A 25,639-nucleotide genomic window follows, 5' to 3' on the forward strand; every position below is an offset into this window, starting at 1 on the left:
ACGGCAGAAATAGCGGCTGGCACACCAAGACTCGGCGCAGGGGCGCGAGGATCGAAGTTTACTCGTAGGGAAACTCTGAATAAGTTCAGAGCTTCCGTAGAAATGGGTACCGGAGTGCAGCCGGCAACAACACGGGCGTGCGCGGCGCAATTTGCGATGACTGCTAGGGAAGGTCTGAATAAGTCCATCCTGGACTTCTCAGGTCGCTCCCGCCCCTCCCTGGGCTGAGCGACATAAGTCCATCCGTGGACAAAACCACGCCAAGCGAAAAGTGTGATTTTCGCTTGGCTTCATTTTTCAACGACTTATCGTCGTTGAAAAATGGCGGCACATCCCTGTGCCGCGGAAGCTCTGAACTTATTCAGAGCTTCCCTAGCCTCTGCTCAATTCGTCCAGGGCCACAGCCACTGGCTGGCGCACGGTCTCGTCCAGCCTGACCAGGTAACTTTGCTCCAGCTCCGTATAGATGGCGACGATGCCCTCCTGGTTGCGATCCGCCAGCGCCAGCAAACCGGGTATTTGCGGCGGCCGCCAGGCGGAAGGCCGTCCCGGCGCGGCAGCGAACACCGCGCGGGCATGGTCGGCGGCGGCCTCCGCGGCACTGTCGCGCAGCAGTTCGGCCAGCACATGGCGGTCATGCAGTTCACCGAGCAGATCCTGCAGCAGGCGCAGCCGTGCCACCGCATGCTCGCAGGCGGAGCCGTCATGGCGCAGCGGTGCCAACAGATAGCGCAGACGCTTGACCTGGATGCGGGCGGCGTGGGCACCGCCCGCATCCTGCGGCCCGTCGATGAGCGCCAGGGCGGCAAGCACCTCCGCGGCGAGCGGCTCGGCCTGTGCCGCGCAAGCGGCGGCATACAAGGGGGCAGAACCTTCATCCTGCGCCAGGCCGCGCAGATGGGGCCGCAGCTTACGGGCCAGACGGCGTACCCCCCGCTGCAGGTTCTCTTCCAGCTCCAGCAACGCCGCCGGCTGCAACCGGGCCAGCAGCCAGCGATATCCCTCCTGCTGTGTTGCCGTCAGGCCGCGGGCCTGGCGCAGCAGCCAGGCCTGTTGCACCTCGGCATCGCGCGCCGGGTTGCTGGCACGGGCCAGGCGGCGTACCGTGCGTTGCAGCTTGCGTGGTACATGGACGGAAAATTCGTCGCGGTACGCACGCATCAGACTGTGCAGCCGCCGCAGCGCGACCCGCGTATCGTGCAAGGACTCCTCGTCGGCGGCATCGTCCAAACGCCGCACTGCCGCCTCGGCCTCGTCCAGATAGCCATTGGCCAGCAAGGCCAGGGCCTGGGGCAAGGGCAGCTGGGCGAGGAGAATCATGATGACTTGCCGATCCGGCGCAGCACGGCCGGCGGCATGGCCCACACCAGCTCGGCCTTGCCTTCCTTGATGCCATCCTTGAAATGCAACAGGCAGGCACCGCCCTTCTTGAGGGGGAGAAATCCGCCCTGGCCGCCGGTCAGCAGCCAGGCCGCCAGCACCCCCAGGTCGGGCTCGTGGCCAACCAGGGCCACGCACGGGTTATCGCCCTGGCTGCGCAGCCAGGTCAGCACCTGGCCCGGGGCATGACCGGGGGCCAGTTGCGGCAGTTGCACCGCCTTGCCACCAATGCGCGCGGCCAGGATGTCCGCCGTCTGCAGGGCACGCAACAGCGGGCTGCTGGCCAGGACATCGATGCGGGGGACCAGGCGTTGCAGCGCCCTGGCCACCTTGCGCATCTCCCTGGCACCGGACTTGGTGAGCGGGCGCAGGGCGTCCTCCGCGCCGGTGAGGGCAAAGATCTCGCGCTCCTCGGCCTTGGCGTGCCGCACCAGCAATACGTCCATGCTGTTTCTCCTCTACGGATTGCACGTACCGCAGTCTATACAAAGCCGCCGGCCAGCGGCAGGGGGCAGGTCGCCGCGGCAAAACGGCCTATGGAAGCTCTGAATAAGTTCAGAGCTTCCGCGGCACAGGGATGTGCCGCCATTTTTCAACGACGATAAGTCGTTGAAAAATGGGGTCATCACCTGATCGAGTGGGTTGAATCACCGATTTCTCATCTGAGCGGGGTGTAGGTCAAGGCCGCCGAGATGGAAGTAGATGGCAGTACGGAAACGCTCCCGATTGCGGAACCCCCGCGCCCGGTTCTTCATGTGCTGGATGCGGCTGTTGATGCTTTCGGCATGGCCATTGTGTACCTTCAACACCACGGCATTGATGATGCCCCACAGGTGCTTCTTGATCGTTGCGGCGGTTTTCTTCACCGGCTCCAGTCGGCTGCGTACAGCCCAAGACAGCCAGCGCATCCAGCCCTTGGCCGCCCAGGTGCGGCTGTCGTAGTGCCACAGGCCCATGGCGAATTCCTTGATGGCCCAGGCCCGCGCCGTTTTCAGGCTGCCATCGCGCAGTGCACGAAAGCGGTTCTGCTGCGCACGCGTCATGTTGGCCGGGTTGGTGAGCCAGTCATATTTGCTGCCCTTGAGGCAGTCCTCGCCCACGGCCAACAGGGAGCGATGCTCCTGTCGCCGTACCTTGTCCACCGCATCATTCAGGTACTTGGCGACATGAAACTTGTCGAAGGCGATTTTCTCCCGCGCCTGTGGGATGTGCGCCTCCGTGGCGCTGATATAGGCCGGCCACATGTCCATCGCCACCGCCTTGATGTTGGCCTTCTGCTCATCACTCAGCCCGGCATAGTAGGCCGACAGGCTCTCCGTCTTGCGGTCGTCCGCCACGTGCAGCACGACGCCACGTTCCTGGTCAGTCACCACGGTCACGTACTCGTGGCGCCGGGCGAAGGCGGTCTCGTCCACGCTCAAGTATTCCGGCGCTTGGCTCTCACGGCGGGACAGCCCGCGCTTCACCGCGCGCTGCATCACTCTGTCGATGGCGCCCCAACTCAGCTTCAATTGTCGCGCCACCGCCTGCGTGCTCGCCTCCTTCAGCCAGTCAATGAGCAGCGCCTCGAACAGCGCCGTGAAACCCGAACCCGGTTCTGCCCACGGGACCGCCACCGTGACCACCCCGTGCTCTGCACATTGCACCCGCGGCACGTCCGCTTCCAGCACCGTCTTGTACTGGCAGGTGTCCAGATGGCGCCATTGCCGACGCCTGTTGTCGTAGCCGGGGCTGGGGCGTCCACAGTGCGGACAGCTCCACGTCACTCCCGGCTCCGGGACCACGTGAATCCGAACCTCCTCGGCATCACGCAGCAACTGCACATCGGCCACCTTCCACGGCGACCGTAAGCCAAGAATCTGGGCGTATAGGTCTATGTCTCTCATGACTCAACAGGGTAAGCTACCCACTCGATACGGGGAAGAGCCGAAAAATGAAGCCAAGCGAAAATCACACTTTTCGCTTGGCGTGGTTTTGTCCACGGATGGACTTATGTCGCTCAGCCCAGGGAGGGGCGGGAGCGACCTGAGAAGTCCAGGATGGACTTATTCAGACCTTCCCTATGTCTGGTCCGGCGCAACAGGCTAAGCTAGCGCTTCCGTTCCGGGGAACACCGATGAAGCAGGTATTCGAGAAATCGCTCTTGTTGCGCATGGGGCTGGCGATGGCCACCATCACCGCCCTCGCCTTCATGGGCATGCTCAGTTCTGTAATCATCGCCGAAACCACCCAGGGTGCCGCCGCGGCAATCAATCAAGCCGGCTCGCTGCGCATGCAATCCTACCGCATCGCCTCCAGTCTGGCGCGCCGCAGTGACATCGACAACCAGGAGGCTACTCGCATCACGCGCGATCTGATGGATGAATTCGAGGAACGCATCCTCAGCCCGCGCCTCACCAGTATGATCCCGCGCAATGAAAGCAAGGAATCACGCCAGGTCTATGACAAGATACTGAGCCGCTGGAAGCGCACCATCCGCCCGGTGTTGTTTGCCTATATCAATACCGTGGCCAATGATCTGTCCGAACTGCATGGCCGCGAGAGCCACTATGCCGAACAGCTGGATGCCGCACACCTGGCACTCAAGCAACGCTACCTCACCATCGTCGATGCCTTTGTGGCCGATATTGATCATTTGGTGCACCTGCTCGAGATCGAGGCCGAATCCAACATTCAATTGCTGCGTCTGATCCAGGTCTCCTCGCTGTTCCTTACCGTCGGCGTGGTGTTCGTCACCATGTATCTGATGCATACCGACGTGCTGGTACCATTGCGCAACCTGCTCGCCTGCGCCGAGGCGGCACGGCGCGGCGACTTTTCGGTACGGACCCACCCACTCAATGATGACGAACTGGGCAACCTGAGCCACGCCTTTAACGTCATGGCGGAAGACCTGTCCAAGATGTACGCCGATCTGGAGGCGAGGGTACAGCAGAAGACAGCGGACCTGGAGCGCAGCAACCGTTCCCTGGAGCTGCTTTACAACACCACACGCTGGCTTAATGAGGCACCACTTGCAGACGCCACCTATACCCAGCTGTTGAGCAAAATCGAAAACCTCATCGGCGTCGGCCCCGGCACCATCTGCCTGGCCGGATACAATAAGAACCACGCCATCAAGCTGGCCAGCACCCGGAGCCACCGTGCCGGCGAGACCGATCTGTGCCACCCGGCCAACTGCAATGCCTGCTTCGACGACGGCCGCACCCACATCGTCGAGATCGCGCGCGAACCGCGCCAACCTCTACGCGTGATATCCATTCCGATCACCGACCAGGAGCAGCAGTACGGTGTGTTGTTGATGGAGCTACCGGAAGGTGTCGAGCTACATGACTGGCAGACCCGACTGCTAGAGGCAGTAGCCGACCATATCGGCGTTGCCATCAATATTGCACAGCGCGCCACCCAGAGCCGACGCCTGGCCCTGCTGGAAGAACGCAGCGTCATTGCCCGCGAGCTGCATGACTCGCTGGCACAGTCGCTGTCCTACATGAAGATCCAGGTCAGCCGCCTCGATGCGGCACTGCCGCATACCGACAGCGAGGCCGCCGCCCACGCCATCTTGCAGGAGCTGCGCGACGGCATCAACAGCGCCTACCGCGAGCTGCGCGAGCTGCTCACCACCTTCCGTCTGCGCATGGATGGGCGCGGCCTCAGCTCGGCGCTGGAAGAGACGGTGCGCGAACTGCGCGAACGCAGTACGCTGACGGTCATGCTGCACAATCACCTGCCCATCACCCAGCTGACGCCGAATGAAGAGATCCACGTCTTGCAGGTGGTGCGCGAGGCACTGTCCAACGTGGTGCGCCATGCCCAGGCCAGCCGGGCGGAGGTGACGCTGGACTACGCCGCCAGCGGCGAGGTGGTGGTCACGGTGGACGACGATGGCATCGGCATCCCCGACGAGGCCGAGCGCCGCCATCACTATGGCCTTGCCATCATGAATGAACGCGCCCACAGTCTGCATGGCCGCCTCAGCGCCACCCGTCGCCCCGGCGGCGGCAGCCGCATCCAGCTCATCTTTACCCCGCAACACCGCACCATGCCGTCATCCATAACGCAGAACGGAGGAGCCCGATGATGAAGGAACCCATCCACACCCTGCTGGTGATCGACGATCATCCGTTGTTCCGCAAGGGTGTGGCGGATCTGATCGCCATGGACACGACACTGCGCCTGATCGGTGAAGCCGCCTCTGGCGAAGAGGGCTTTGCCAAGGCCAGGGAGCTGCATCCAGACCTGATCCTGCTCGACCTCAACATGAAGGGGATGGATGGCATCGACACCCTCAAGGCCATCAAGGAGGCCGACCTCGATGCGCGCGTCATCATGCTCACCGTATCCGATCATGAGGACAACGTGGTCGCCGCCCTGCGCGCCGGCGCCGACGGTTACCTGCTCAAGGACATGGAACCGGAGCATATCCTCGAACGCCTGCGCCAGGCCGCCGGCGGACGCCTGGTGATCAGCGACAACCTCACCGAACTGCTGGCCCGCGCCCTGTGCGAGGAGCCGCACCCGCGCGACGAGGACTCCGCCGGCCTCACCGACCGCGAGCGCCAGATCCTCGACCTGGTGGCCCAGGGCCTCAGCAACAAACACATCGCCCGCCAGCTCGACATCACCGAAGGCACCGTCAAGGTCCACGTCAAGCACCTGCTGAAGAAACTCAACCTGCGCTCGCGCGTCGAGGCGGCGGTATGGGCAGTCACCGGCAGGGGTCGTTGAAGGCAGATACAAGAGAAAAGTCACACGAGTGAAATAACGACCCATTTCGTCTTGTATCTTTTCTCTGCCTTGTCGTGTATAGTGCGCCCAGCCTCGTGATGGATGAGGCCCGTCTCTGACCTTCCCTCCTGGCAGTAGCGCAGGTTTTTCCGGTTGGCGACGTTCGGGCAGAGCTATTCCTGCCCTCAACCCCGGAACCTGGCGTGTACGCTGCCACAGCGCTGACACTCCCCTAGGAAACCCTGCGGCCGTTCATGGCGAATCGGGCTGCGGCTTCCCTAATCCATTGGTTCACCACGTTGAATTCCGCCTGTGGCTGGCGGAAGAGGATACTATTTTGTCGTTTGCAGAACTCAATCTCGATACTTCCCTGCTGCGCGCCGTCGAGGCCTGCGGCTTTACCGCCCCCACCGAGATCCAGCGCCAGGCGATCCCGGCCGCCATCGAGGGCCGCGACCTGATGGCCTCCGCCCAGACCGGTACCGGCAAGACCGCCGCCTTCGTACTGCCCGCCCTGCAGCGCCTGCTGCAGCCGTCCGCCGTGCACGGCCGCGGCCCGCGCGTGCTGGTGCTGACCCCGACCCGCGAACTGGCCCAGCAGGTCACCGGCGCCATCAACGACTTCGGCCGCCAGATGCGCGTGCGCGCCGGCACCATCGTCGGCGGCGAGCCCTACGGCCCGCAGATGAAGCTGCTGGACCGCCCGGTCGACTTCCTCATCGCCACCCCGGGCCGCCTGCTCGACCACATGAGCCGCGGCCGCATCGACTTCAGCCGCCTGGAGCTGCTGGTGCTGGACGAGGCCGATCGCATGCTGGACATGGGCTTCATCGACGACGTCGAGCAGATCGCCGCCGCCGCCCCCGCCACGCGCCAAACCCTGCTGTTCTCCGCCACCCTGGAAGGCGATATCCAACGTGTCGCCCAGCGCCTGCTGCGCGAGCCGGTGCGCATCCAGGTCGCCGGTGTGAAGGTGAAGCACGAGTCCATCGAACAGCGCATCCACCTGGCCGATGACTTCAAGCACAAGAACGCCTTGCTCAGCCACCTGTTGAACGATCAGGAACTGTCCCAGTGCGTGGTGTTCACCGCCACCAAGAAGGGCGCCGACGAACTGGCCATGCAGCTGGAAGATCAGGGCCACGCCGCCGCCGCCCTGCACGGCGACATGCACCAGAAACAGCGTCAGCGTACCGTCGAGCGCATGAAGCGCGGCCATGTGCGCGTGCTGGTGGCCACCGACGTCGCCGCCCGCGGCCTCGACATCAAGGGCATCTCCCACGTCATCAACTTCGACCTGCCGATGCAGGCCGAGGACTACGTGCACCGCATCGGCCGCACCGGCCGCGGCGGTGCCTCCGGCATCGCCGTGTCCCTGGTCGGTCCGCAGGAACGCTTCCTGCTCGGCCGCATCGAGAAGCTGACCGGCCAGCGCCTGGAACGTCATGTCATCGCCGGCCTGGAGCCGACACGCCAGGAAACCCGCCCGCATCCGGCCGGCAGCGGCTTCAAGAAGAACGGCCGCCGTCCCAACGGCGCGCCGCGCCACGGCAAGCCCGGCGGTGAAAAGCGTTTCGCCGACAAGCACAAGTGGGATCAGAACAAGAAGAAGGGGCCGCAACAACAGCAGCGCCACAGTGGTACGCGCCACGGCTGATCAGCCGCGCTAGGGAATTAAGGAAGCTCTGAATAAGTTCAGAGCTTCCGCGGCACAGGGATGTGCCGCCAATTTTCAACGACGATAACTCGTTGAAAATTGAAGCCAATCGAAAATCGCGCTTTTCGCTTGGCGTGGTCTGAGAAGTCCAGGATGGACTTATTCAGACCTTCCTTAAAAAAACGGGCCGGTTAAACCGGCCCGTTTTTTTACGCCTTCACCCCCGTCGGCATGCATTGCGACGTGCGCGCCGGCGCGGCATTCACCTCCGCCTCGGGTGGCGCGATCAGGTTACCCTGGGCATATTCGATACCCAGCTTGCCCAACAAGGCCAGGGTCTGCTCATCCGGCACGAACTTGGCAACGGTGCGGATGCCGCGCGCCGCCGCCGTCTCGGCAATGGCGCGAATGGCGATCTGATCCAGCTTGTCATCCTTCAGTGCCGCCATCATCTGGCCGTCGATCTTGATGCAAGACGCGGCACAGCGCTTGAGATAGGCGAGCGAGGCGAAACCGGCACCGAAATCGTCGATCACCACCGCCACCCCGCAGGCTGCCAAGGCATCGAGCTGCTCGCGCACACGCTCAAAGTGCCGGTTGAGCATCTGTTCGGCCACCTCGAACATCAGGCGTTGCGGCGCGATTCGATACTGCTGCAGCAACTGCGACACATAGAAGGGGAAACCATCGTCTTCCAGCGTCTGCTGTGACAGATTGATGGAGAATACCGTGCTGTCGGGCAGCGTGGCCAGCACCTCTATCGCCTTGCGCACTACCTGGCGGTCAATATCCGCCGCCATGCCATAGCGTTCGGCATCGGCCATGAAGGCGGCCGGGGTAATCGTACCGCCGCTGCCATCCGGCAGGCGTACCAACACCTCATGGAACATCACTTCCCCGGAAGCGAGATCGATCACCGGTTGGTAATTGAGCAGCAGACTGTCCGTATCCAGGTGCTCTTGCAAACGCTTGCGCCAGCCCGGCTCCTCGCCCACGACCACCACATCACGATCATACACCTGGAAACGATTGCGGCCGCGGCGCTTGGCCTCGCTGGCGGCAGCATCGGCGCGCAGCAATATTTCGTGTGCAGTACATGCCGGATCATCGATGATGGCCACACCGATACTGAAAAAGATGTGCAGCACTTCACCGGCCTCATGGAACTGGAAGCTCTGCATCAGATGAATCAGCGAGGTGGCGATCTCGGTGGCGCCGTGGCGCGTCACCCCGCGCACCAGGACGGTAAACTCATCACCGCCAAAACGGGCAATGAGGTCGCACTCACGCATGCGTCCGCGCAGCAGCTCGGCTACCTGCAGCAACAGGCGATCACCGGCGGCATGGCCATAGGTATCGTTGATCTGCTTGAAACGATCGAGGTCGATGAACAACAGTGCGCTGCTGCCGCCGTGCTGCGCGATTACCTCCAGTTCATTCTGCAGCGCCTGATCGAAATAGCCGCGATTGGCCAGACCGGTCAGCGGATCCTGATTGGCCAGACGCCGCAGGGTTTCATCGCGCTCGCGCAGCGCACTGATGGTGGTGTTGAGGGCGCGGCCAATCTGGGCGATCTCGCGATCGCCGCTGCTCTCTACCTCGACATCGATCTCGCCGTTGGCCAAGCGCACCAGCGGTGCCTCCAGACTGGTGAGGGGACGCAAGGCCCAGCGGATGATCGCCCGCCCCATGATCATGAACAACAGCAGCAACAGGGCAATCACGATGCTGACACGCAGTGCCTGATTGGCAAACTCGGCATTGAAGCGCCCGTAGTCCAGTTGCATGGTGATGAAACCGATGGTCTGTACCGTTTCCGGCACGGCAGCATCCAGCGAGAAATCCATCAAACCATCGCGGCGCAGCGACTTGATCCAGACCGGTGTGGTGGCGCGGAAGCTGGCCGCCTGACTGTCCTTGCTGAACAGGATCGGCTTTTCGCCCCCCTCGGCGCTGCGCAAAATATCCATTTCCCGGCTTGTCAGCCAGGGGACCTCGCTGATCGCTGCGCCCTCACGCCAGTACTGGTGCACCAGTTCCCGACCGCTGGCATCGAAATAATGCACGCTGAGGATTTCCGGAATATTGCGCAGGAATTCGAGGTGGGACTGCGCCGTTGCCCCCTCGCCCGAGACAAACAGCGGCGTACCCTGCTCGTCGGCCTTGGCCAGCCAGCCGGCGGCCTGCCGTTGCAGGCTTTGTTCGACGATATGGGCCGTGCCCCACCACAGGCCGAGGCTGACCAGGATATAAACCGCTACGGCCCAGCCCACCTGCAGCAACAGGATGCGCCGCGCCAGACTGGGCGGCGCACGACGGAACAGCTGACCGGCAGGCATGGCCAGGTCTGCCAGCCGCTCGCGCAGCGGCCGCAACAGTGAAACCATACGGGTGGCCAGGCTACTCGACAACATGGGAACGCAGGGACTCCGGCACGGTGAGATTCAGACGCTGGACGATCACGGGGTTGATGCGCACCTCCGCTTCGTCCAGAAAGAGTAGCCCGGAACCCGCCGCTGTGCCTCCGCTACCGTCGAGGCGCAGCAACACCTTGGCGGCGATCTCGTCCGGACTGCTCACCGCGCTGAACAGACCACCCAGGCGCAACAACTGCTCGCTGAATACCGCCACCTGCTTGCCGTTGCGCACGCTGAACGACATGACGTCCTGAATGGTGTTGCGGCTCAGGATGCGATTGTCCGGCAACAACCACAGGCCGTCGGCGGACGCGCTCAGGCGCTTGTACTGATAGAGGAACTCCTTGTCCGAGTTGACACTGCGGTGGGTCAGCGTAATGCCGTGCTGGCTTGCTGCCGCCACCGCCTGGGTGAGAACCGTCTCAAATCCCGGACCGGTGAACACCAGGATTTCACGCACATTGGGGGCCAGCGCGCGCCAGGTGGCAAAGGTCTTGCGGAAGGAGGGAAATACCGCCACCCCATGCACCTGGGGCGATATCAGGTCGTGCTCCACATGATTGAACACCTGACAGAACACCACCGGCCGCTCCGGTCGCGCCAGTGGCTTGGCGAACAGGGCGGCCTCCAGACCGATGGCCACGATCTGATCGGGCGCGGCACGCTCCAGCACGGCACGCGTTGTACCATCGAGCCGGTAACGCATGGCGCGATTGTCGAGGCGACGTTCCAGCGCGCCGGCCACATCGTTGTAGGCCGGGGTGTCCATGCTCACCACAATGGCGACGCGCGGCAGGGGCCGGGGAGCCGGCTTGGCGACAACCTTGGGTGGCGGCGGGGCGACAACCACGGTGGCGGGTTCCGGTGCCGGGGAAGGGGCAGGCGACGCGGCACAGCCGGCCACTGCCAGCAACAGCGCCACGCTCCACCCGCGCCAAAGTGAGGCCATGTTCATCCCTGGTTCCCCCGTCCGTGTAATTTATTTTCCTGCACGGCCAGCCTGAGACGGTGCCGCCAGTCAGGCCTAGTTTACCCCCATTCCATCCGCGAAATAACACCAAGATACACGGGGGAATCACCCTGCGCACAGGTAGAATAACTCCAGATCGACGCTCAACCGGTCAGGGCCCCTCCTCCGCCATCGTCTCCTCCACCCGGGGGTCCATCTCCAGCACGACCTGCGAAGTTTCACCAGCCATGGGCGTGAACGGTTCTGCCGGAATGATCGGCAGACGCACACGCATGCGCAGCACCGCATAGCCCCCGAGCAGCGCCTGCACCACGGCGAAGTACACCAGCAGGCTGCCGGGACCGAGCAGCCCCATCAGGATGCCGGCGAGGGCCGGGCCGATCGCCGCGCCGATACCGTGCAATAGCAACAAGGTACGCGTCGCCTCCAGCACCTGCTCCTTGCCCAGGTGATCGTTGGTGTGGGCCACGCTGAGCGAATAGACGGTGAAGGCGAAACCGCCATAGACGAAGGCGCTGACATACAGGGCCTCGGGGATGGTGAGCACGAAGCCATAGCTGGTCAGCGCCGCCACCACGGCCCCCAGGCAAACCACCGCCAGCACCCGGCGCCGATCGCTGTTGTCGGACAGGCGGCCGATGGGCCACTGCAACAGGGCGCCGCCGAGAATGGCCGCGCTCATGAACAGCGCCACGCCCGCCGGTGCCAGGCCGATGCGGTGGGCAAACAGCGGCCCCATGCCCCAGAAGGCGCCGGTGGCGAGACCGGCGAACAACGCCCCAACCGCCCCCAGCGGCGCCGTGGTGAACAAGCTGTGCACCGACAGACGCTGCACCTCCACCGGCGCCGGCTGGCCGATACGGGTCAGTGCCACCGGCACCAGGGCCAGGGCCAGGAACACGGCGGTCAGGGCAAAGGGAGTGAGACTGGTGATCTCGCCCACCAGGATCAGATACTGCCCGGCGGCCATCGCCAGCAGCGTGGTCGCCATGTACACCGCAAACACCCGGCCACGCCGCTCATTGGGCGTGATGACGTTGAGCCAGCTCTCCACCACCATGTACAAACCCATCATGCAGGCGCCGTTCACCACGCGCAGTGCGAACCAGGCGATGGGGGACACCACCAGGGCATGGGTCAGCGCCACGGCGGTGACGATGGCGGCCATGGCGGCGAAGGCACGGATGTGGCCGACACGGCGGATCAGCGGCGGACAGGCGTAATTACCGACGATGAAGCCAAGGAAGTAGGCCGCCATCACCACGCCGGTAAGCGCAGGCCCGAATCGTTCGATACCGGCACGCACACCCAGCAGGGTACCGAGCGAGCCCATGCCGATGAGCAGCAGGCCGATGCCGAACAACAGGGAAAACAGCGAAACGATGACCTTCAGCATGCCGCGCACTCCCCCGTGCGCCGCGCCTGCCGGTTGCCGCCGTCACTCCGCAGGCGGATAGGCGCCGTCCTTGTCGTGCACCTCGCGCCCGCTGATGGGCGGATTGAAGGCGCAGACCAGGCGCAGATCGGTAAACGCGCGCAGCTTGTGGCGGTCATGCCGATCGAGGGCATACAGGGTGCCGTCGCGGATCGGATGGACGATACCCGTCGCCAGATCCTCGATCTCGCCCTCGCCGCCGACACAGTACACGGCTTCGAGGTGGTGCTTGTACCAGATGTCGGTTTCGGTGCCTGCAAAGATGGTGGTCTCGTGAAAGGAAAAGCCCATGCCGTCGTCCCGGAGCAGGAAACGCCGGCTGACCCAGTTACCGTTTTCGGCACGCACGTCCCGCTCGCTGCCGATGATCTCGTCGAGGGTGCGCACGATCATTATGCCACCCCCCTGCGCCGCGCCTCACCCCTGGCCTGCAGGGTGGCAATCGCCTGTTCGATGATAGCCATGCCCTCGCGCAGCGTCTCCTCATCAATGGTCAGTGACGGCAGGAATTTGAGGACATGGTCCTCGGCGCCGGCCAGTTCGATGACCAGATGGTTGGCAAAGGCCTCGCGCGAGATGGCGGCGGCAAAGCCGGGCTGGCTGCTGAAATCCAGCCCCCACACCATACCGATGCCGCGCAGCTTGATCTCCAGCTCGGGATACTTGTCGACGATCCCCTGCAACAACTCCGCCATGATGCGGCCCTTGTAGCTCACCCCCTCGGCGAAATCACCGTTATCCCAGTAGGACAATGCCGCGGTGGCGGCGACGAAGGCCAGGTTGTTGCCGCGGAAGGTGCCGGTGTGCTCGCCCGGTTTCCACTGATCCAGTTCGGGGCGCATCAGCACGATGGCCATGGGCAGACCGCCGCCGATGGACTTGGACAGGGTAACCATGTCCGGCCGGATGCCGGCGCGCTCGAAGCTGAAGAAGAAGCCGGTACGGCCGTTGCCCATCTGGATGTCGTCGATAATGAGCAGGATATCGAACTCGCGGCACAGTGCCTCCAGCTGTTGCAGCCACGCGACACTGGCGACATTGATGCCGCCCTCGCCCTGCACCGTCTCGACGATGATCGCCGCCGGCAGATCGACGCCGCTGGACTTGTCGGAGATGAAACGGCGCAGATAGTCGATGGTGTTGACGCCGGGCCCGAAATAGCCGTCATACGGCATGCTGTCGGCATTGGCGCGCGCGCCGTAATGCTCGTCGCGGTAAAAATCGTTGCCGGTCACCGCCAGCGAGCCCATGGTGAGGCCATGGTAGCCGTTGGTGAAGGCGATGATGTTGGAGCGCCGCTTGACCATGCGCGCCAGCTTCAATGCCGTCTCCACCGCATTGGTGCCGGTGGGGCCGGTGAACTGCACCTTGTAGTCCAGATTGCGCGGCTGCAGGATGGTGTCATGGAACTTTTGCAGGAAGTTCTTCTTTGCCACCGTCGCCTTGTCCAGACCGTGCACAATGCCGTTGCGATTCAGATACTCGATCATCACCTGGGTGATCAGCGGATTGTTGTGACCATAGTTGAGCGTGCCGGCGCCGGCGAAGAAATCGATGTAACGGTTGCCGTGCTCGTCGTACAGCAATGCGCCCTCCGCCCGATCGAAGACGGCCGGAAAGGCGCGCACATAGCTGCGGACTTCGGATTCCAGTTGTTCGATGATACGCATGTGATACCTCCTGTAGTGGTGCACCCGTAACCATGGGCGCCAAAATGAATTCGCTCAGTCTGCCAAGGGACCGATGCGCAGCAATATCTCTTCCTCGTGCGCCTCGCTGCCGAAGTGACCGCGGGTGAGAAATACCTCTTCCTGCCAGACTGTGTGCCGCTGTGCGGCGAAGCGCTCAAAAACCCGGCGCGAGGCGAGATTGGAGGGAGATACCGTGGTTTCAATGAATTGCACGCCGGCGCAGGAGGGGCGAACCAGAAGTTCTTCCAGCATGCGACCGGCCAGGCCATGGCCGCGTGCCGCGGCATCCACCGCCACCTGCCAGACGAACAAGGTGTGCGGCACCTGCGGCAGGCGGTAGGCGGAGAGAAAGCCGGCCAATGCGCCGGCCTGCTCCGCCACCACGCAGGTGTCGGCATGATGGCTGCACAGCAGGAAATAGCTGTAGCTGGAATTGAGATCGAGCGGCGGGCAGCGGCGCACCAGTGCATGCACCGCCTGGCCATCGGCCAGATGCGGCTTGCGCAAAAGCAGCGTATCGGCAGCCGCCGCAATCTTGGATTGTGCTTGTGTCATAGGCCTGTTGCACACGGCAGTGGCCGTGTCGCATGGTTATTGCGAGCGGACGAAAACGTGGCAGCCGGCACAGCGGGCGCGGGTGCGCCGTTATCGTCGTCGGTTCATCGAAGCGGCAATGCCGCGCGGTATGGCGCTATGGCGCCATCTTGGTGCGCACGGGAAGGTGCGCGTTAACTGACTTACGTATTCCGCTATGGGAATACATCGTCCTGTCAGAGGGAACTCACATGTTGCATGGCCGGAGGGGCCACGAACGCTTTTTACCGTAACACATTACAGCGAAAATCCCAAACCCGGTGGGGGCTGATGTGCTGCACAAGCCACGGCAAACGGGATATTATGGCACGTGCACACTGCGTGCCCTTGGTGGAGAAAGCAGCATGTACGGTCAGGATTTGAAGGCCATCCAGCGCCGTCTGGAAGAGTTGCGGCTGGAACACCGCGACCTCGACGACATCATCAACCGCCTGGCCGCCGATCCCACCGCCGACCAACTGCAGGTGCGCCGCCTCAAGAAGCGCAAGCTGCTGCTCAAGGACATCATCGCCAAACTGGAAAGCGAGCTGATTCCGGATCTTAACGCCTGAAACACAGTTTCAAGTTACAAGGCCCAAGCGACAAGTAAAACCGCCACGCTATTCCTTTCCTGCGAGGCCAAGGGCACGCAGGCGCGACGTCTTCTTGTGCTGATGCGCCTCCATGCGGCGCATGATCTCATCGAGCAGGCGCACGGCATCGAGCACATACGGTCCCTTGTTCAGCATCACGCATTCCGCACGCCCTCCCATGGCCGCATCGGTCAGTTCCGGACGCGAGCGTATCCCCTTCTGGGTCAGCGTCTCCAGCACCTGAGTCGCCCAGATCACCGGCACATGCGCCGCCTCGCACAGCCAGAGGATTTCCTCCTGGATCTCCGCCAGACGCACGCCACCCAGTTCCACCGCCAGATCGCCGCGCGCGATCATGATGCCCAGCTCGTGGCGGCCGATGGTGCCGAGGAGCAGCTCGCCGAGATTGCTCACCGCGCGTGCCGTCTCGATCTTGGCGATGATCGGCAGCTCGGCACGCCCGCGGCGCGCCAGTTCCTGCATCATGCACTCCATGTCGGCCAGCGTCTCCACATAGGAGAAACCGACCATGTCGGCATGGCGGCAGACGAAGTCGAGGTCCTGCAAATCCTTCTGCGCCAACGGCGGCAACTCGAGACGGGTATTGGGAAAATTGATGCCTTTGTCGCTGCGCAGGTTCACGCCCGCCGGCGCGGCATGGGTTACGCGCAACAGGGCGCCCTGCGGCGTCACCGCATCCACCTCCGTACCCAGCTTGCCGTCGTCGAACCACACCGGATCGCCGGGTTGCAGCCAGTCGATCACCGCCGGCAGGGTACAGCCGATACTGGCCGGAGCGATGATGTTGCCGAGTCCGTCGCGCTGCGCCGGCTGTCCCGGCATGGCATCGCGCCGCAGCAGAAGCTGATCGCCCCAATACAGCCGCAACGCCTGCGGCTGGCCGGGAAAGGGGCACAGGGCGTAGTGCCCCAGCCGCCGCCAGCGATGATGACTGTCGCGTCGGCGCAGTTCGAGCACGGTATCGGCACTGAGGTAGGCGGAACGCGCACAATGTGCCAGCCAGCGTTCGGCAGGTGTGCGCGCAATGATATCCAGCTCGCGCCGCTTGCCACGGCCGTCGCTGAAGCGCAGGCGATCACCGGGGCGCAGCTGCTCGTGCAATTCAAGCGGGATTTGCAGGCGCAGGTAGGTGTCCCGCCGCTCATCTTCCGCCACCAGGCTGCACTGTGCGGCCGGCTCGAGGAGAATTTGCGCCGGTGTCACCACCAGACCGAACTCATCGCGCTGCGGGCGGATGTGCAATACGGCAGGGACGGCGGAAACGGGCCCGGTGCGCAGCTTGTGGCCGGCCAGGTCCATGAGCACGCGGCAATGCAGATTGCTGTCGCGCTCCGCCCGCCGCAGGTTGTTGATCATCGCCTCCCACGCCGTCGCATCGTCATGGGCGCAGTTGATGCGCGCGACATCCATGCCCGCCTGCAGCAACCCCAGCACCAGGTCATAATCCCTGGCCGCCTCGCTGGGCAAGGTCACCATGATGCGTGCCCGGCGCTGGGCACGCGCCGGCCCGAACAGCGTATCGGTGTGCTGCAACAGCAGGCGGTGTCCCTCGCCGAATGCCGGACCGCCATTGTGCTGCAGATCCGGAGCAGCGCCGATGGCGCGCGTCAACAGGGTGATGATTCCGGCCAGGGTCGCGTCGACATGGGACTCACCGCGCCCCAGTGATGACAGGCCCATGGCCGCCAGGCGTTCCTGCAGGGGCCGCAGGTCGGTACGGCGCAGCTCCAGATAATGCGCCAAATTGCGGGCGCTGGCGGTAAAGCGTCCATCGGCATAGCAGGCACGCAGACGCAGCAAACGCTTCTCCGCACCGGACACCACGCGCGCACGCAGGGCAATCACATCGTCGCGCAGGAGACGCAGTTCGTCATTGCTCGCGGCCATGCCGGTTTCGTCCATGGCGCTATCATGGCTGAGAGTGATAGCACCGGCAACGGGCGGTTGTGTCATCGGCAACACCGCAGCAAGAAACGTGCACGGCCGTGGCCCGGCCCGGCAAGCTCAGACCAGAAACAGGCTGGCTGCCGCCAGCACCGCACCGACCGTTGCCCCCATCGCCACGTCCGACGGATAGTGCAGACCCAGCACCATGCGCGAGGCCGCCACCAGCAGCGCAAACGGCACCAGCACGGTCGCCAGCAGCGGGTGGTGAGACACGGCGACGATGGTAAACGCCGTCGCGTGCAGGGTGTGCCCGGAAGGGAAACTGAAACGATCCAGCGGCATGGCGCCGAGGCGGATCTGTGGGTTATGCACAAAGGGGCGTTCGCGGTTGATATGACCCTTCATCAGACGGTACAGCGTCACACCGACAGCGCCTACCAGCACCATGTGCAGTGCACTCGCCACGCCGGCGGCGCCGAAGGTCAGCGGCAGTGCCGCCATCAGCGCATACCAGAACACGCCGTTGCCGAGACGGCTGACCAGCGCGAACAGCCGGCGCACGGCACGACGCTGTACACCGCGGTTGAAAAGCATGCACAGGGACAGGTCCAGATCCCCCGCCCTGCGCCACAGATCTGCACTGCGCTGCATCGCCATCATGCCCTCCCGCTGTAGGTGCGCAACAGCCACTCGAAACGATCCGCCACGCCCTGCCAGTCCAGGCGCTGCGCCTTGCGTCGCGCCGCAAAGCGCAACTGCTCGACCCGCTCCGGCTGGGTGGCCAGGGCCGCCGCCGTGGCGATGAAGGCCGCGTGATCGCCCAACGGCACCAGCAACCCTTCCTGCTTGGGATCGATATGCATGTGGGCCGCGGCATAGTCGAAGGCCACCACCGCCAGCCCCGAGGCCATCGCTTCCAGGGTGACGTTGCCGAAGGTTTCCGTCTCGCTGGGAAACAGGAAGATATCGGCGGAGGCGTAGTGTTCTGCCAGGGCAACGCCGGTCTGCACGCCGCAGAAGATCACGTCACGCTCGTTGCCGTACAGGTCTTCATAGAACGGCCCATCGCCGACGATGATCAGGCGCAGGTTGGGATTGCGCTCGCGCATGGCGCGGAAGGCATGCACCGCCAGCGGCAGATTCTTCTCCGCCGCCAGACGGCCGACATAGATTACCGCCAGGTCCCGGCGTCCCAGTCCCCAGGCGCGGCGCAGATCCTCGTTGCGCCGCGCCGGCGTGAACAGCCGGCTGTCGACGCCGCGCCCCAGCACCTCGACGTTGCGGAACCGGTCGGCCAGCAATGACTTGCGCTGCACCTCGGTCGGCACCAGGGTGCAGGCGGTGCGGTTGTGCAGCCGGCGCAGATAGTCGTAGATGGGGCGCTGCAGGAAGCCGATTTGATAGTGCCGGCTGTAGCTGTGGAAGTTGGTGTGGAAGCCGCTGATCACCGGAATGTTCTGCCGCGCCGCCTCACGGATGGCCGACCACCCCAACAGCCCCTCGGTGGCCACGTACAACACATCGGGCCGTTCGCGCCGCCACAACTGCCGCAGGCGCAGGCCCGCCGGCAGGCCGAGGCGCAACTCGCGATACCAGGGCATGGTGACGCCGCTGACCAGAGTCGTACTCAACGGCGCATCGAACTCGTCGTCAAGCGCATCGGCAACGGTGTCTCCCTGTCCCTGGCGCGGCCGCACCAGCTGGATGCGATGGCCGCGCCGGCTCATCTCATCCACCAGCCTGCCTATGGTCATGGCCACGCCATTGACCTCGGGCGGATAGGTCTCGGTCACCACACCGAGATGCAACCGGGTGCGATTTGCAGGGGCAAGACTCATGGCGCTATCACCGCTCGACATGACTGCCATGTTCCCCCCGTTGTGTGAAACCGCGATGACAGGTCGATGACCTTTTGGTGATAGCGAGGTGCCTATCCCGGCAGGCAGGCATCCGCCGTACCGGCCGGTTCCCGCGCAACTGCATCCGCCGCCACGACCGCGACGTAGTGTTCGGCCAGGCGCTGTGCCAGCAGGGGAGCTGCCCAGCCGGCGGCATAGACACGTGCCGCCTCACCCAGCGCCTGCCGTCGTGCCGGATTGCGCAGCAGACAGGTTACCGCGGCGGCGAAACCGGCCTCATCCGCCGGCGCGATTATCGCGCCCTCGCCGGCATGCACCACATCGCGCGTCCCCATCACCGCCGTGGATACCACCGGCACACCCAGCGCCATGGCCTCCAGCAGCACCAGTCCCTGCGTCTCGGTACGCGAGGCGAAAACGAAGATGTCGCCTGCCGCATAGCAGTCCTGCAATTCGCCGCAGCGCGACATATAGCCGATGAACAACACATTGTCCTGCAGGGACAGACGCGCGCTCAGAGCGTGCAGATGCGACACGGCAGGTCCCTCGCCGGCGATCACCAGCAACACATCCGGCACTTCTTGCCGCACGCGCACCAGCATGCGCAGCAGGAAATCGATGTTCTTCTCGAAGGCGACACGGCCGACGAAGGTCAGCACGGGACGCGCCGCCGGAATGCCGTGCCGGTGGCGGAAGGCGGAGCCGTCACCGTGGCGGAATTCCGCCAGTTCGATGCCGGTGGGAATGATCCGCGCCGCGCTGCGCACGCCATAGCCGCGCAACACCTCAAGCATGGCGGTGGACGGCACCACCACACTGTCCACGCTGTTGCACTGCCAGCGCGAAAAGCGCCGTGCCACCGCCCGCAGCCACGCGCGCGGCAAAAACGGGATGTAATGGAACAGATATTCCTCGAAAAAGGTGTGGTAGCTCTCCACCACCGGCAGCCTCAGCTCCCGCGCCAGGCGCAGGCCCAGATAGTGGGCGACGAAGGGGGTCTGGATGTGCACCAGGTCGTAGCCCTGCGTCCGCAGCCACGGCAGCAGCTCGAGAATCGCGCGGCGGCGCATCAGGCGGTCCTCCGGATCCAGCAGTACCTGGCGCGAAGGAATGCGGATGATGTCGTCATCATCGCAGTCATGGGCCACACCATAGTCGGGCACCACCAGGGTCACCGCGTGCCCCAGCGCCTGCAATTCGCGGCGAAAGGTCTGCATCGAGGTGGAGACGCCGTTCACACGGGGGAAATAGACATCGGAGATCATCAGGATGCGCAAGGGTTCGGCCTCCGTCGGCGCTGCGGTACGGGAACTCATCGACGCAGGCTACGGCGGCCGTATTGCACTTCGATAACCGAACGGTTACAGATAGGTTTCAGCCTTCACACAGGAATACCCCATGCAAAAGGAATCCGCCTCCACCACCCACTTCCAGCGCTATGTGATCACCGGCGTGCTGGTGATGGTCCCCATCTGGATCACCTGGCTGGTGTTCAGTTTCCTGTTCGAGCAACTGTCCAACCTAGGCCGCCCCTGGGTGCGGGCCCTGGCGCGCTGGCTGGAGCAGACGACGCCCGCGCCGGCCGAATGGCTGCTGGCGCCCTGGTTCCAGTCGCTGCTGGCGGCGCTGATTACCGTGCTGTCGCTGTATGTGCTGGGCTGGATCACCACCCGCGTGCTGGGCAAGCGCCTGATCGCCCTGTTCGAGTCGCTCATCGAGCGCATTCCCCTGGTGCAGACGGTGTACGGCGCCACCAAGAAACTGATCGCCGCCCTGCAGCAGAAACCGGACAACGTGCAGCGCGTGGTGCTGATCGAATTCCCCACCCCGGAGATGCGCGCCGTCGGCTTCGTCACCCAGGTGCTCACCGACGAGAAGACCGGCCGCAAGCTGGCGGCGGTGTACGTGCCCACCACCCCCAACCCCACCTCCGGCTATCTGGAGATCGTGCCGCTGGAACGGGTGGTGTCCACCGACTGGACGGTGGACGCGGCGATGACCTTCATCATCTCCGGCGGCACGGTGTCGCCGGGCGGGATCAACTACGGCCCCGAGCGCGGCGCCGCTCCGCAGGGAGAGGTACGAGATACGAGGGACTAGGGACGCGCCGGTGTGCGCTGCGCGCAGGGCTGACCGGCAAACACCCGCACGCGGCGCGTTCCTCGCTCGCATCTTGTATCTCGCCCTTCGTACCTGCCGCTGTAGCCGCAATGAAAAAGGCCGGTTGGGTTGCCCCAACCGGCCTTTTTCATTGCGGCTACAGCGGTGTTACAGCTTGTCGGCTTCGCTGGCCAGGTACTCGGCCACGCCCTTCGGGTCGGCCTTCATGCCCTTCTTGCCCTTGTTCCAGCCGGCCGGGCAGACCTCGCCGTGCTCTTCGAAGAACTGCAGGGCGTCGACCATGCGCAGCATCTCGTCGATGTTGCGGCCCAGCGGCAGGTCGTTGACGATCTGGTGACGCACCACACCCTGGCGGTCGATGAGGAAGGAGCCGCGGAAGGCGACGGCGCCGTCCGGGGTCTCGACGTCAAAGGCCTTGCAGATGTTGTGGGTCATGTCGGCCACCAGGGTGTAGCCGACCGGGCCGATGCCGCCCTGGTTCACCGGCGTGTTGCGCCAGGCGTTGTGGGTGAAGTGGGAGTCGATGGATACGCCGATCACTTCGCAATTGCGCTTCTTGAACTCCTCCAGGCGATGATCGAAGGCGATCAGCTCGGAGGGGCAGACGAAGGTGAAGTCCAGCGGGTAGAAGAACACCACTGCATACTTGTTCTTGGTGGCGCCGGCGAAGTGGAACTCGTCCACGATGGAGCCGTCGCCCAGCACGGCGGGAGCGGTGAAGTCCGGAGCCTTACGACCTACGAGTACGCCCATTGCTATCTCCTTGTTGAGGTTGATTTGGATTGAGTCTAAGAATGGCGCGCATATTATGCAGTTTTTCCGCGCCGGTCAATGCCCGATTTCCATAGTATGGATTTCCGCCGCAATTCCCCGCCCGGGGGCGGCAGGGTGGTAGGATCCAGCCCCTTACATAGGGTCATTTCCCGGTCATCACAAGGACAATCCGCCATGCGCCTCGGTACCCCCCTCTCCCCCTCCGCCACCCGTGTGATGCTGCTCGGCGCCGGCGAACTGGGCAAGGAGGTGATCATCGCCCTGCAACGCCTCGGTGTGGAGGTCATCGCCGTCGACCGCTACGCCAACGCCCCCGGCCAGCAGGTGGCCCACCGCGCCCACGTCATCAACATGGCCGACCCGCGCGCCCTGCGCAGCCTGGTGGAGCTGGAGCGGCCGCACCTCATCGTGCCGGAGATCGAGGCCATCGCCACCGACGAACTGCTGCGTATCGAGGCCGACGGCCTGGCCGAGGTGATCCCCACCGCCCGCGCCGCGCGCCTCACCATGAACCGCGAGGGGATCCGCCGCCTCGCCGCCGAGGAACTGGGCCTGGCCACCTCGCGCTATGCCTTCGCCGACAGCCTGGAACAGTTGCAGGCGGCCATCGCCGGCGGCATCGGCTATCCCTGCATCGTCAAGCCGGTGATGTCCTCTTCCGGCAAGGGCCAGTCCACCGTGCACGGTCCGGCCGACGTGCAGGCCGCCTGGGACTACGCCAAGAGCGGCGGCCGCGTCGATCAGGGCCGCGTCATCGTCGAGGAGATGATCGACTTCGACTACGAGATCACCCAGCTCACCGTCCGCGCCGTCGGCGACAGCGGTGCAGTGGAGACTTACTTCTGCGAACCCATCGGCCACCGCCAGGAAAAGGGCGACTATGTGGAGAGCTGGCAGCCGCAACCCATGAGCCCCGTCGCCCTGGAGCGCGCACGCGACATCGCCGGCAAGGTCACCGCCAATCTGGGCGGCCGGGGCCTCTTCGGCGTCGAGCTGTTCATCAAGGGCGACGAGGTGTGGTTCTCCGAGGTCAGCCCGCGCCCGCACGACACCGGCCTGGTCACCCTGGCCACCCAGGTGCTGTCCGAATTCGAGCTGCACGCCCGCGCCATCCTCGGCCTGCCGGTCACCACCGCCCTGCGCTCGGCCGGCGCCAGCGCCGTGATCTACGGCGGCATGAACGAAACCGGCATCGCCTATGAGGGCGTCGCGGAAGCCTTGGCCGTGCCCAACACCGACCTGCGCCTGTTCGGCAAGCCCGAGGCCTTCCCGCGCCGGCGCATGGGCGTGGCCCTGGCCTTCGGCAACGACGTCGACGACTGCCGCGCGCGCGCCAAGTTGGCGGCATCGAAGGTCAAACCTGTCAAAGGCTAAAAGCTTGCAACGCAAAGTTCGCAAAGGGACTCATTGCGTTCTACCCGCCACCAGTCCGCAAATCATGGAGTGTCTCCACCGTGCCAGCCCCCATCAACTTTGCGTCCTCTGCGCCTTTGCGTTCAACAGGTCTTTGAATCCGTCATGCTGAGCTACCGCCATGCCTATCACGCCGGCAATCACGGCGACATCCTCAAGCATTCCGTGCTGGCGCTGCTGATGCAGGCGCTGACGCGCAAGGACACGCCGTTCTGCTATGTGGAAACACACGCCGGCGTCGGCCGCTACGACCTGCACGCGCCGGAGGCCCAGAAGACCGACGAGTGGCGCGACGGCATCGCGCGGCTGTGGCAGCGCGACGATGTGCCGGAGCAGGCCGCGCCCTACCTCGCTGCGGTGCGCGACCTCAATCCCGACGGCAGACTGCACTACTACCCCGGCTCGCCGCGCATCGCGCGCCACTTCGCCCGCGCCCACGATCGCCTGGTGCTGTGCGAGCTGCATGGCAGCGACATGCCGCTGCTGAAGCAGGAATTCGCCGGCGATCGCCAGGTGGCGGTGCATCACCAGGACGGCTATCAGGGCCTGAAGGCGTTCCTGCCGCCGAAGGAAAAACGCGGCCTGGTGCTGATCGATCCGTCCTATGAAGTGAAAAGCGAGTTCGACCAGGTCACCACCGCCCTGGGCCGCGCCCACGCGCGCTGGCCCACCGGCCTGTACGCCCTGTGGTATCCGATCCTCAACCGCCCCAGCATCGAGCGGCTGCACCGGCGCATGAAGGAAAGCGGCATCCGCAAGCAGTTGTACGCCGAACTGTGCATCGCGCCCGACGACGGCGGCCCCAGGCATATAGGCGGCATGCACGGCAGCGGCATGCTGCTCATCAACCCGCCCTGGCAGCTGGACGAACAACTCAGGGCCCTGCTGCCCTGGCTGCATCAGTGTCTGGACCACGCCGGACATGGCCGCTGGACGGTTGCATGGCTGGTCGGTGAATGACATCACATCACGGCAAACGACCACGTCATCGCCGCCGCTTTTTGCGACCGGGGTCGTCCGCGGCCCGTAGCGGGGGCGCTGAGCCGCGCGCCTGCCGCCCCGGGATATCATCCGGGTGTCGGCAGGGCAGAGGCGCTCAACGGCGCAAATAGGTGAAGCTCGGCTGCGGGCGCCCCACGTAGCAGCTGTGGGTAAAGCCGTACTTGCGCAGGAGCGCGAGGGCCTGCTCCGCCTCGTCGCGCTTGTCCTCGAAATCGAACAGCCAGTGGCCGCCGTCGGCAATCTTCCAGCGCCCGCCGGCCTGGACCACGGCCAGATTCGCATTGTTGAATGCCACACAATCCTCGCCGCGCAGACTGCCGGCCGGGACCGCGCCGTTCGCCAGCATATAGGTCAACGCAGGCTGTGGCCGGCCGACGTAACAGGTCTGGTTCATGCCGTAGTGACGCAGGACGCGCAGTGCCTGCCGGGCCTCGTCCTGCCGGCCTTCGAAGTCGAACAGCCAGTGACTGCCCTCGGCAATCTTCCACCGATTGTTCGCCTGGGTCACCGTGATGTTCGCCGGATTGAAGGCTATGCAATCTTCCTGGAGGACCGGCGCCGGCATCACCACCTGCGACGGCATGGGTTTGAGCGGCATGACCGGTGCGGCCTGGGCCGGCTCCGGCAACGCCCCCACGCGCGTCCAACGCGTCGGGCCGAAACCACCGGTTTCATGCGTGCGTTCCAGCACCTGGCCAGTGTTCCTGATGACGAGGCTGAGATTGCCTTCGCCCAGCGTCTGCCCCTTGGGCACGTCCAGCCATACGCCGTTGATGCGCTCACCGCGGATACGGCCGCGAAACACGTTGGCCCAGCGCGGTTCCGTCACCTTCTGTTCACCGTACCAGTACAGCTCCTCACCCTTCTGGCGCAGGTAGTACACCCCACCGTCATCGCCCTGCCAGCGGCCGGTGAGATCGGCCAGGGCAGCCAACGGCAACAGCAACAGTACCAGCAAGAACCCGCGCAATGACGGCTCCATGACACAGCCTCCCTATCCGTTGCGGGGCGGGACCGGGACGGCACCGCCTATGGCCAAAGGGTAGCCAAGAATGAAGGAAGCTCTGAATAAGTTCAGAGCTTCCGCGGCACAGGGATGTGCCGCCATTTTTCAACGA

General features: G+C 64.4%; 22 protein-coding genes. 7 read left to right on the forward strand and 15 right to left on the reverse strand.

Features of this window, described 5'->3' with window-relative positions; translation table 11 throughout:
• Positions 1 to 372: 372 nt before the first annotated feature.
• From EP379_RS12600 to EP379_RS12610, 3 genes are all read right to left on the reverse strand, one after another.
• Complete coding sequence (locus EP379_RS12600) at positions 373 to 1,320, reverse strand: CHAD domain-containing protein (RefSeq protein WP_127478141.1); 948 nt, start codon at positions 1,318 to 1,320, stop codon at positions 373 to 375.
• Positions 1,317 to 1,826, reverse strand: a complete 510-nt coding sequence (sixA, locus tag EP379_RS12605; protein WP_127478142.1) for a phosphohistidine phosphatase SixA — start codon at positions 1,824 to 1,826, stop codon at positions 1,317 to 1,319. Before sixA ends, EP379_RS12600 begins: the two co-directional genes overlap by 4 nt.
• 201 nt (positions 1,827 to 2,027) lie before the next feature.
• The gene (locus EP379_RS12610; protein ID WP_127478143.1) at positions 2,028 to 3,266 is read right to left on the reverse strand and encodes an ISL3 family transposase; all 1,239 of its coding nucleotides are present in this window, start codon (positions 3,264 to 3,266) and stop codon (positions 2,028 to 2,030) included.
• 230 nt (positions 3,267 to 3,496) lie between these two features.
• Here EP379_RS12610 and EP379_RS12615 point away from each other — a divergent pair, with 230 nt between their 5' ends.
• The 3 genes from EP379_RS12615 to EP379_RS12625 all read left to right on the forward strand — a co-directional run bounded on the left by EP379_RS12615 (position 3,497) and on the right by EP379_RS12625 (position 7,765).
• The gene (locus EP379_RS12615; RefSeq protein WP_172600482.1) at positions 3,497 to 5,461 is read left to right on the forward strand and encodes an ATP-binding protein; all 1,965 of its coding nucleotides are present in this window, start codon (positions 3,497 to 3,499) and stop codon (positions 5,459 to 5,461) included.
• The gene (narL, locus tag EP379_RS12620) at positions 5,461 to 6,108 is read left to right on the forward strand and encodes a two-component system response regulator NarL (RefSeq protein ID WP_197722927.1); all 648 of its coding nucleotides are present in this window, start codon (positions 5,461 to 5,463) and stop codon (positions 6,106 to 6,108) included. The genes EP379_RS12615 and narL overlap by 1 nt, the downstream gene beginning before the upstream one ends.
• A gap of 337 nt (positions 6,109 to 6,445) precedes the next feature.
• Positions 6,446 to 7,765 carry a DEAD/DEAH box helicase gene (locus EP379_RS12625; RefSeq protein WP_127478146.1) on the forward strand — a complete coding sequence of 440 codons (1,320 nt, stop codon included), beginning with the start codon at positions 6,446 to 6,448 and terminating at the stop codon, positions 7,763 to 7,765.
• A gap of 209 nt (positions 7,766 to 7,974) precedes the next feature.
• Here the strand turns inward: EP379_RS12625 and EP379_RS12630 are convergent, their stop codons facing one another.
• From EP379_RS12630 to ectA, 6 genes are all read right to left on the reverse strand, one after another.
• The gene (locus tag EP379_RS12630; RefSeq protein ID WP_127478147.1) at positions 7,975 to 10,179 is read right to left on the reverse strand and encodes a putative bifunctional diguanylate cyclase/phosphodiesterase; all 2,205 of its coding nucleotides are present in this window, start codon (positions 10,177 to 10,179) and stop codon (positions 7,975 to 7,977) included.
• Positions 10,166 to 11,131, reverse strand: coding sequence for an ABC transporter substrate-binding protein (locus tag EP379_RS12635; RefSeq protein WP_127478148.1), 966 nt, complete (start codon positions 11,129 to 11,131; stop codon positions 10,166 to 10,168). The genes EP379_RS12630 and EP379_RS12635 overlap by 14 nt, the downstream gene beginning before the upstream one ends.
• A gap of 172 nt (positions 11,132 to 11,303) precedes the next feature.
• Positions 11,304 to 12,548: an MFS transporter gene (locus EP379_RS12640; protein WP_127478149.1), complete on the reverse strand. Its 1,245-nt coding sequence runs from the start codon at positions 12,546 to 12,548 to the stop codon at positions 11,304 to 11,306.
• Between the two features lie 42 nt (positions 12,549 to 12,590).
• Positions 12,591 to 12,980: an ectoine synthase gene (locus EP379_RS12645; RefSeq protein WP_127478150.1), complete on the reverse strand. Its 390-nt coding sequence runs from the start codon at positions 12,978 to 12,980 to the stop codon at positions 12,591 to 12,593.
• Positions 12,980 to 14,257, reverse strand: coding sequence for a diaminobutyrate--2-oxoglutarate transaminase (ectB, locus tag EP379_RS12650; protein WP_127478151.1), 1,278 nt, complete (start codon positions 14,255 to 14,257; stop codon positions 12,980 to 12,982). Before ectB ends, EP379_RS12645 begins: the two co-directional genes overlap by 1 nt.
• 54 nt (positions 14,258 to 14,311) lie before the next feature.
• Positions 14,312 to 14,833, reverse strand: a complete 522-nt coding sequence (gene ectA / locus EP379_RS12655) for a diaminobutyrate acetyltransferase (RefSeq protein ID WP_127478152.1) — start codon at positions 14,831 to 14,833, stop codon at positions 14,312 to 14,314.
• Between the two features lie 383 nt (positions 14,834 to 15,216).
• Here ectA and EP379_RS12660 point away from each other — a divergent pair, with 383 nt between their 5' ends.
• Entirely contained in the window at positions 15,217 to 15,423 is a 207-nt protein-coding gene (locus EP379_RS12660; protein WP_127478153.1) for a YdcH family protein, read from the forward strand.
• 48 nt (positions 15,424 to 15,471) lie between these two features.
• On the opposite strand, the gene EP379_RS12665 is transcribed toward EP379_RS12660, so the two are convergent.
• The 4 genes from EP379_RS12665 to EP379_RS12680 all read right to left on the reverse strand — a co-directional run bounded on the left by EP379_RS12665 (position 15,472) and on the right by EP379_RS12680 (position 20,527).
• On the reverse strand, positions 15,472 to 17,418 hold the full coding sequence (locus EP379_RS12665) for a pyruvate kinase (protein ID WP_232023910.1): 1,947 nt from the start codon (positions 17,416 to 17,418) through the stop codon (positions 15,472 to 15,474).
• Between the two features lie 51 nt (positions 17,419 to 17,469).
• Positions 17,470 to 18,003 (reverse strand): phosphatase PAP2 family protein, encoded by a 534-nt coding sequence (locus tag EP379_RS12670; RefSeq protein WP_127478154.1) that lies wholly within the window; start codon positions 18,001 to 18,003, stop codon positions 17,470 to 17,472.
• A 5-nt stretch (positions 18,004 to 18,008) separates the two neighbouring features.
• Positions 18,009 to 19,190, reverse strand: coding sequence for a glycosyltransferase family 4 protein (locus EP379_RS12675; protein WP_232023911.1), 1,182 nt, complete (start codon positions 19,188 to 19,190; stop codon positions 18,009 to 18,011).
• 92 nt (positions 19,191 to 19,282) lie between these two features.
• Positions 19,283 to 20,527, reverse strand: a complete 1,245-nt coding sequence (locus tag EP379_RS12680) for a glycosyltransferase (RefSeq protein WP_127478156.1) — start codon at positions 20,525 to 20,527, stop codon at positions 19,283 to 19,285.
• An 82-nt stretch (positions 20,528 to 20,609) separates the two neighbouring features.
• Here EP379_RS12680 and EP379_RS12685 point away from each other — a divergent pair, with 82 nt between their 5' ends.
• On the forward strand, positions 20,610 to 21,311 hold the full coding sequence (locus EP379_RS12685) for a DUF502 domain-containing protein (protein ID WP_127478157.1): 702 nt from the start codon (positions 20,610 to 20,612) through the stop codon (positions 21,309 to 21,311).
• A gap of 168 nt (positions 21,312 to 21,479) precedes the next feature.
• Here the strand turns inward: EP379_RS12685 and EP379_RS12690 are convergent, their stop codons facing one another.
• Positions 21,480 to 22,085, reverse strand: coding sequence for a peroxiredoxin (locus tag EP379_RS12690; protein ID WP_127478158.1), 606 nt, complete (start codon positions 22,083 to 22,085; stop codon positions 21,480 to 21,482).
• Positions 22,086 to 22,280: 195 nt separating this feature from the next.
• Here EP379_RS12690 and purT point away from each other — a divergent pair, with 195 nt between their 5' ends.
• Both purT and EP379_RS12700 read left to right on the forward strand, forming a co-directional pair.
• Positions 22,281 to 23,480, forward strand: a complete 1,200-nt coding sequence (purT, locus tag EP379_RS12695; RefSeq protein WP_127478159.1) for a formate-dependent phosphoribosylglycinamide formyltransferase — start codon at positions 22,281 to 22,283, stop codon at positions 23,478 to 23,480.
• A 144-nt stretch (positions 23,481 to 23,624) separates the two neighbouring features.
• A complete protein-coding gene (locus tag EP379_RS12700) occupies positions 23,625 to 24,479 on the forward strand; it encodes a 23S rRNA (adenine(2030)-N(6))-methyltransferase RlmJ (RefSeq protein WP_127478160.1) in 855 nt (284 codons plus the stop codon).
• Positions 24,480 to 24,615: 136 nt separating this feature from the next.
• Here the strand turns inward: EP379_RS12700 and EP379_RS16535 are convergent, their stop codons facing one another.
• On the reverse strand, positions 24,616 to 25,503 hold the full coding sequence (locus tag EP379_RS16535) for a hypothetical protein (RefSeq protein WP_197722789.1): 888 nt from the start codon (positions 25,501 to 25,503) through the stop codon (positions 24,616 to 24,618).
• Positions 25,504 to 25,639: the final 136 nt, after the last annotated feature.

Source organism: Sulfurivermis fontis (assembly GCF_004001245.1).
In the GTDB taxonomy this organism is placed as follows: domain Bacteria; phylum Pseudomonadota; class Gammaproteobacteria; order Thiohalomonadales; family Thiohalomonadaceae; genus Sulfurivermis; species Sulfurivermis fontis.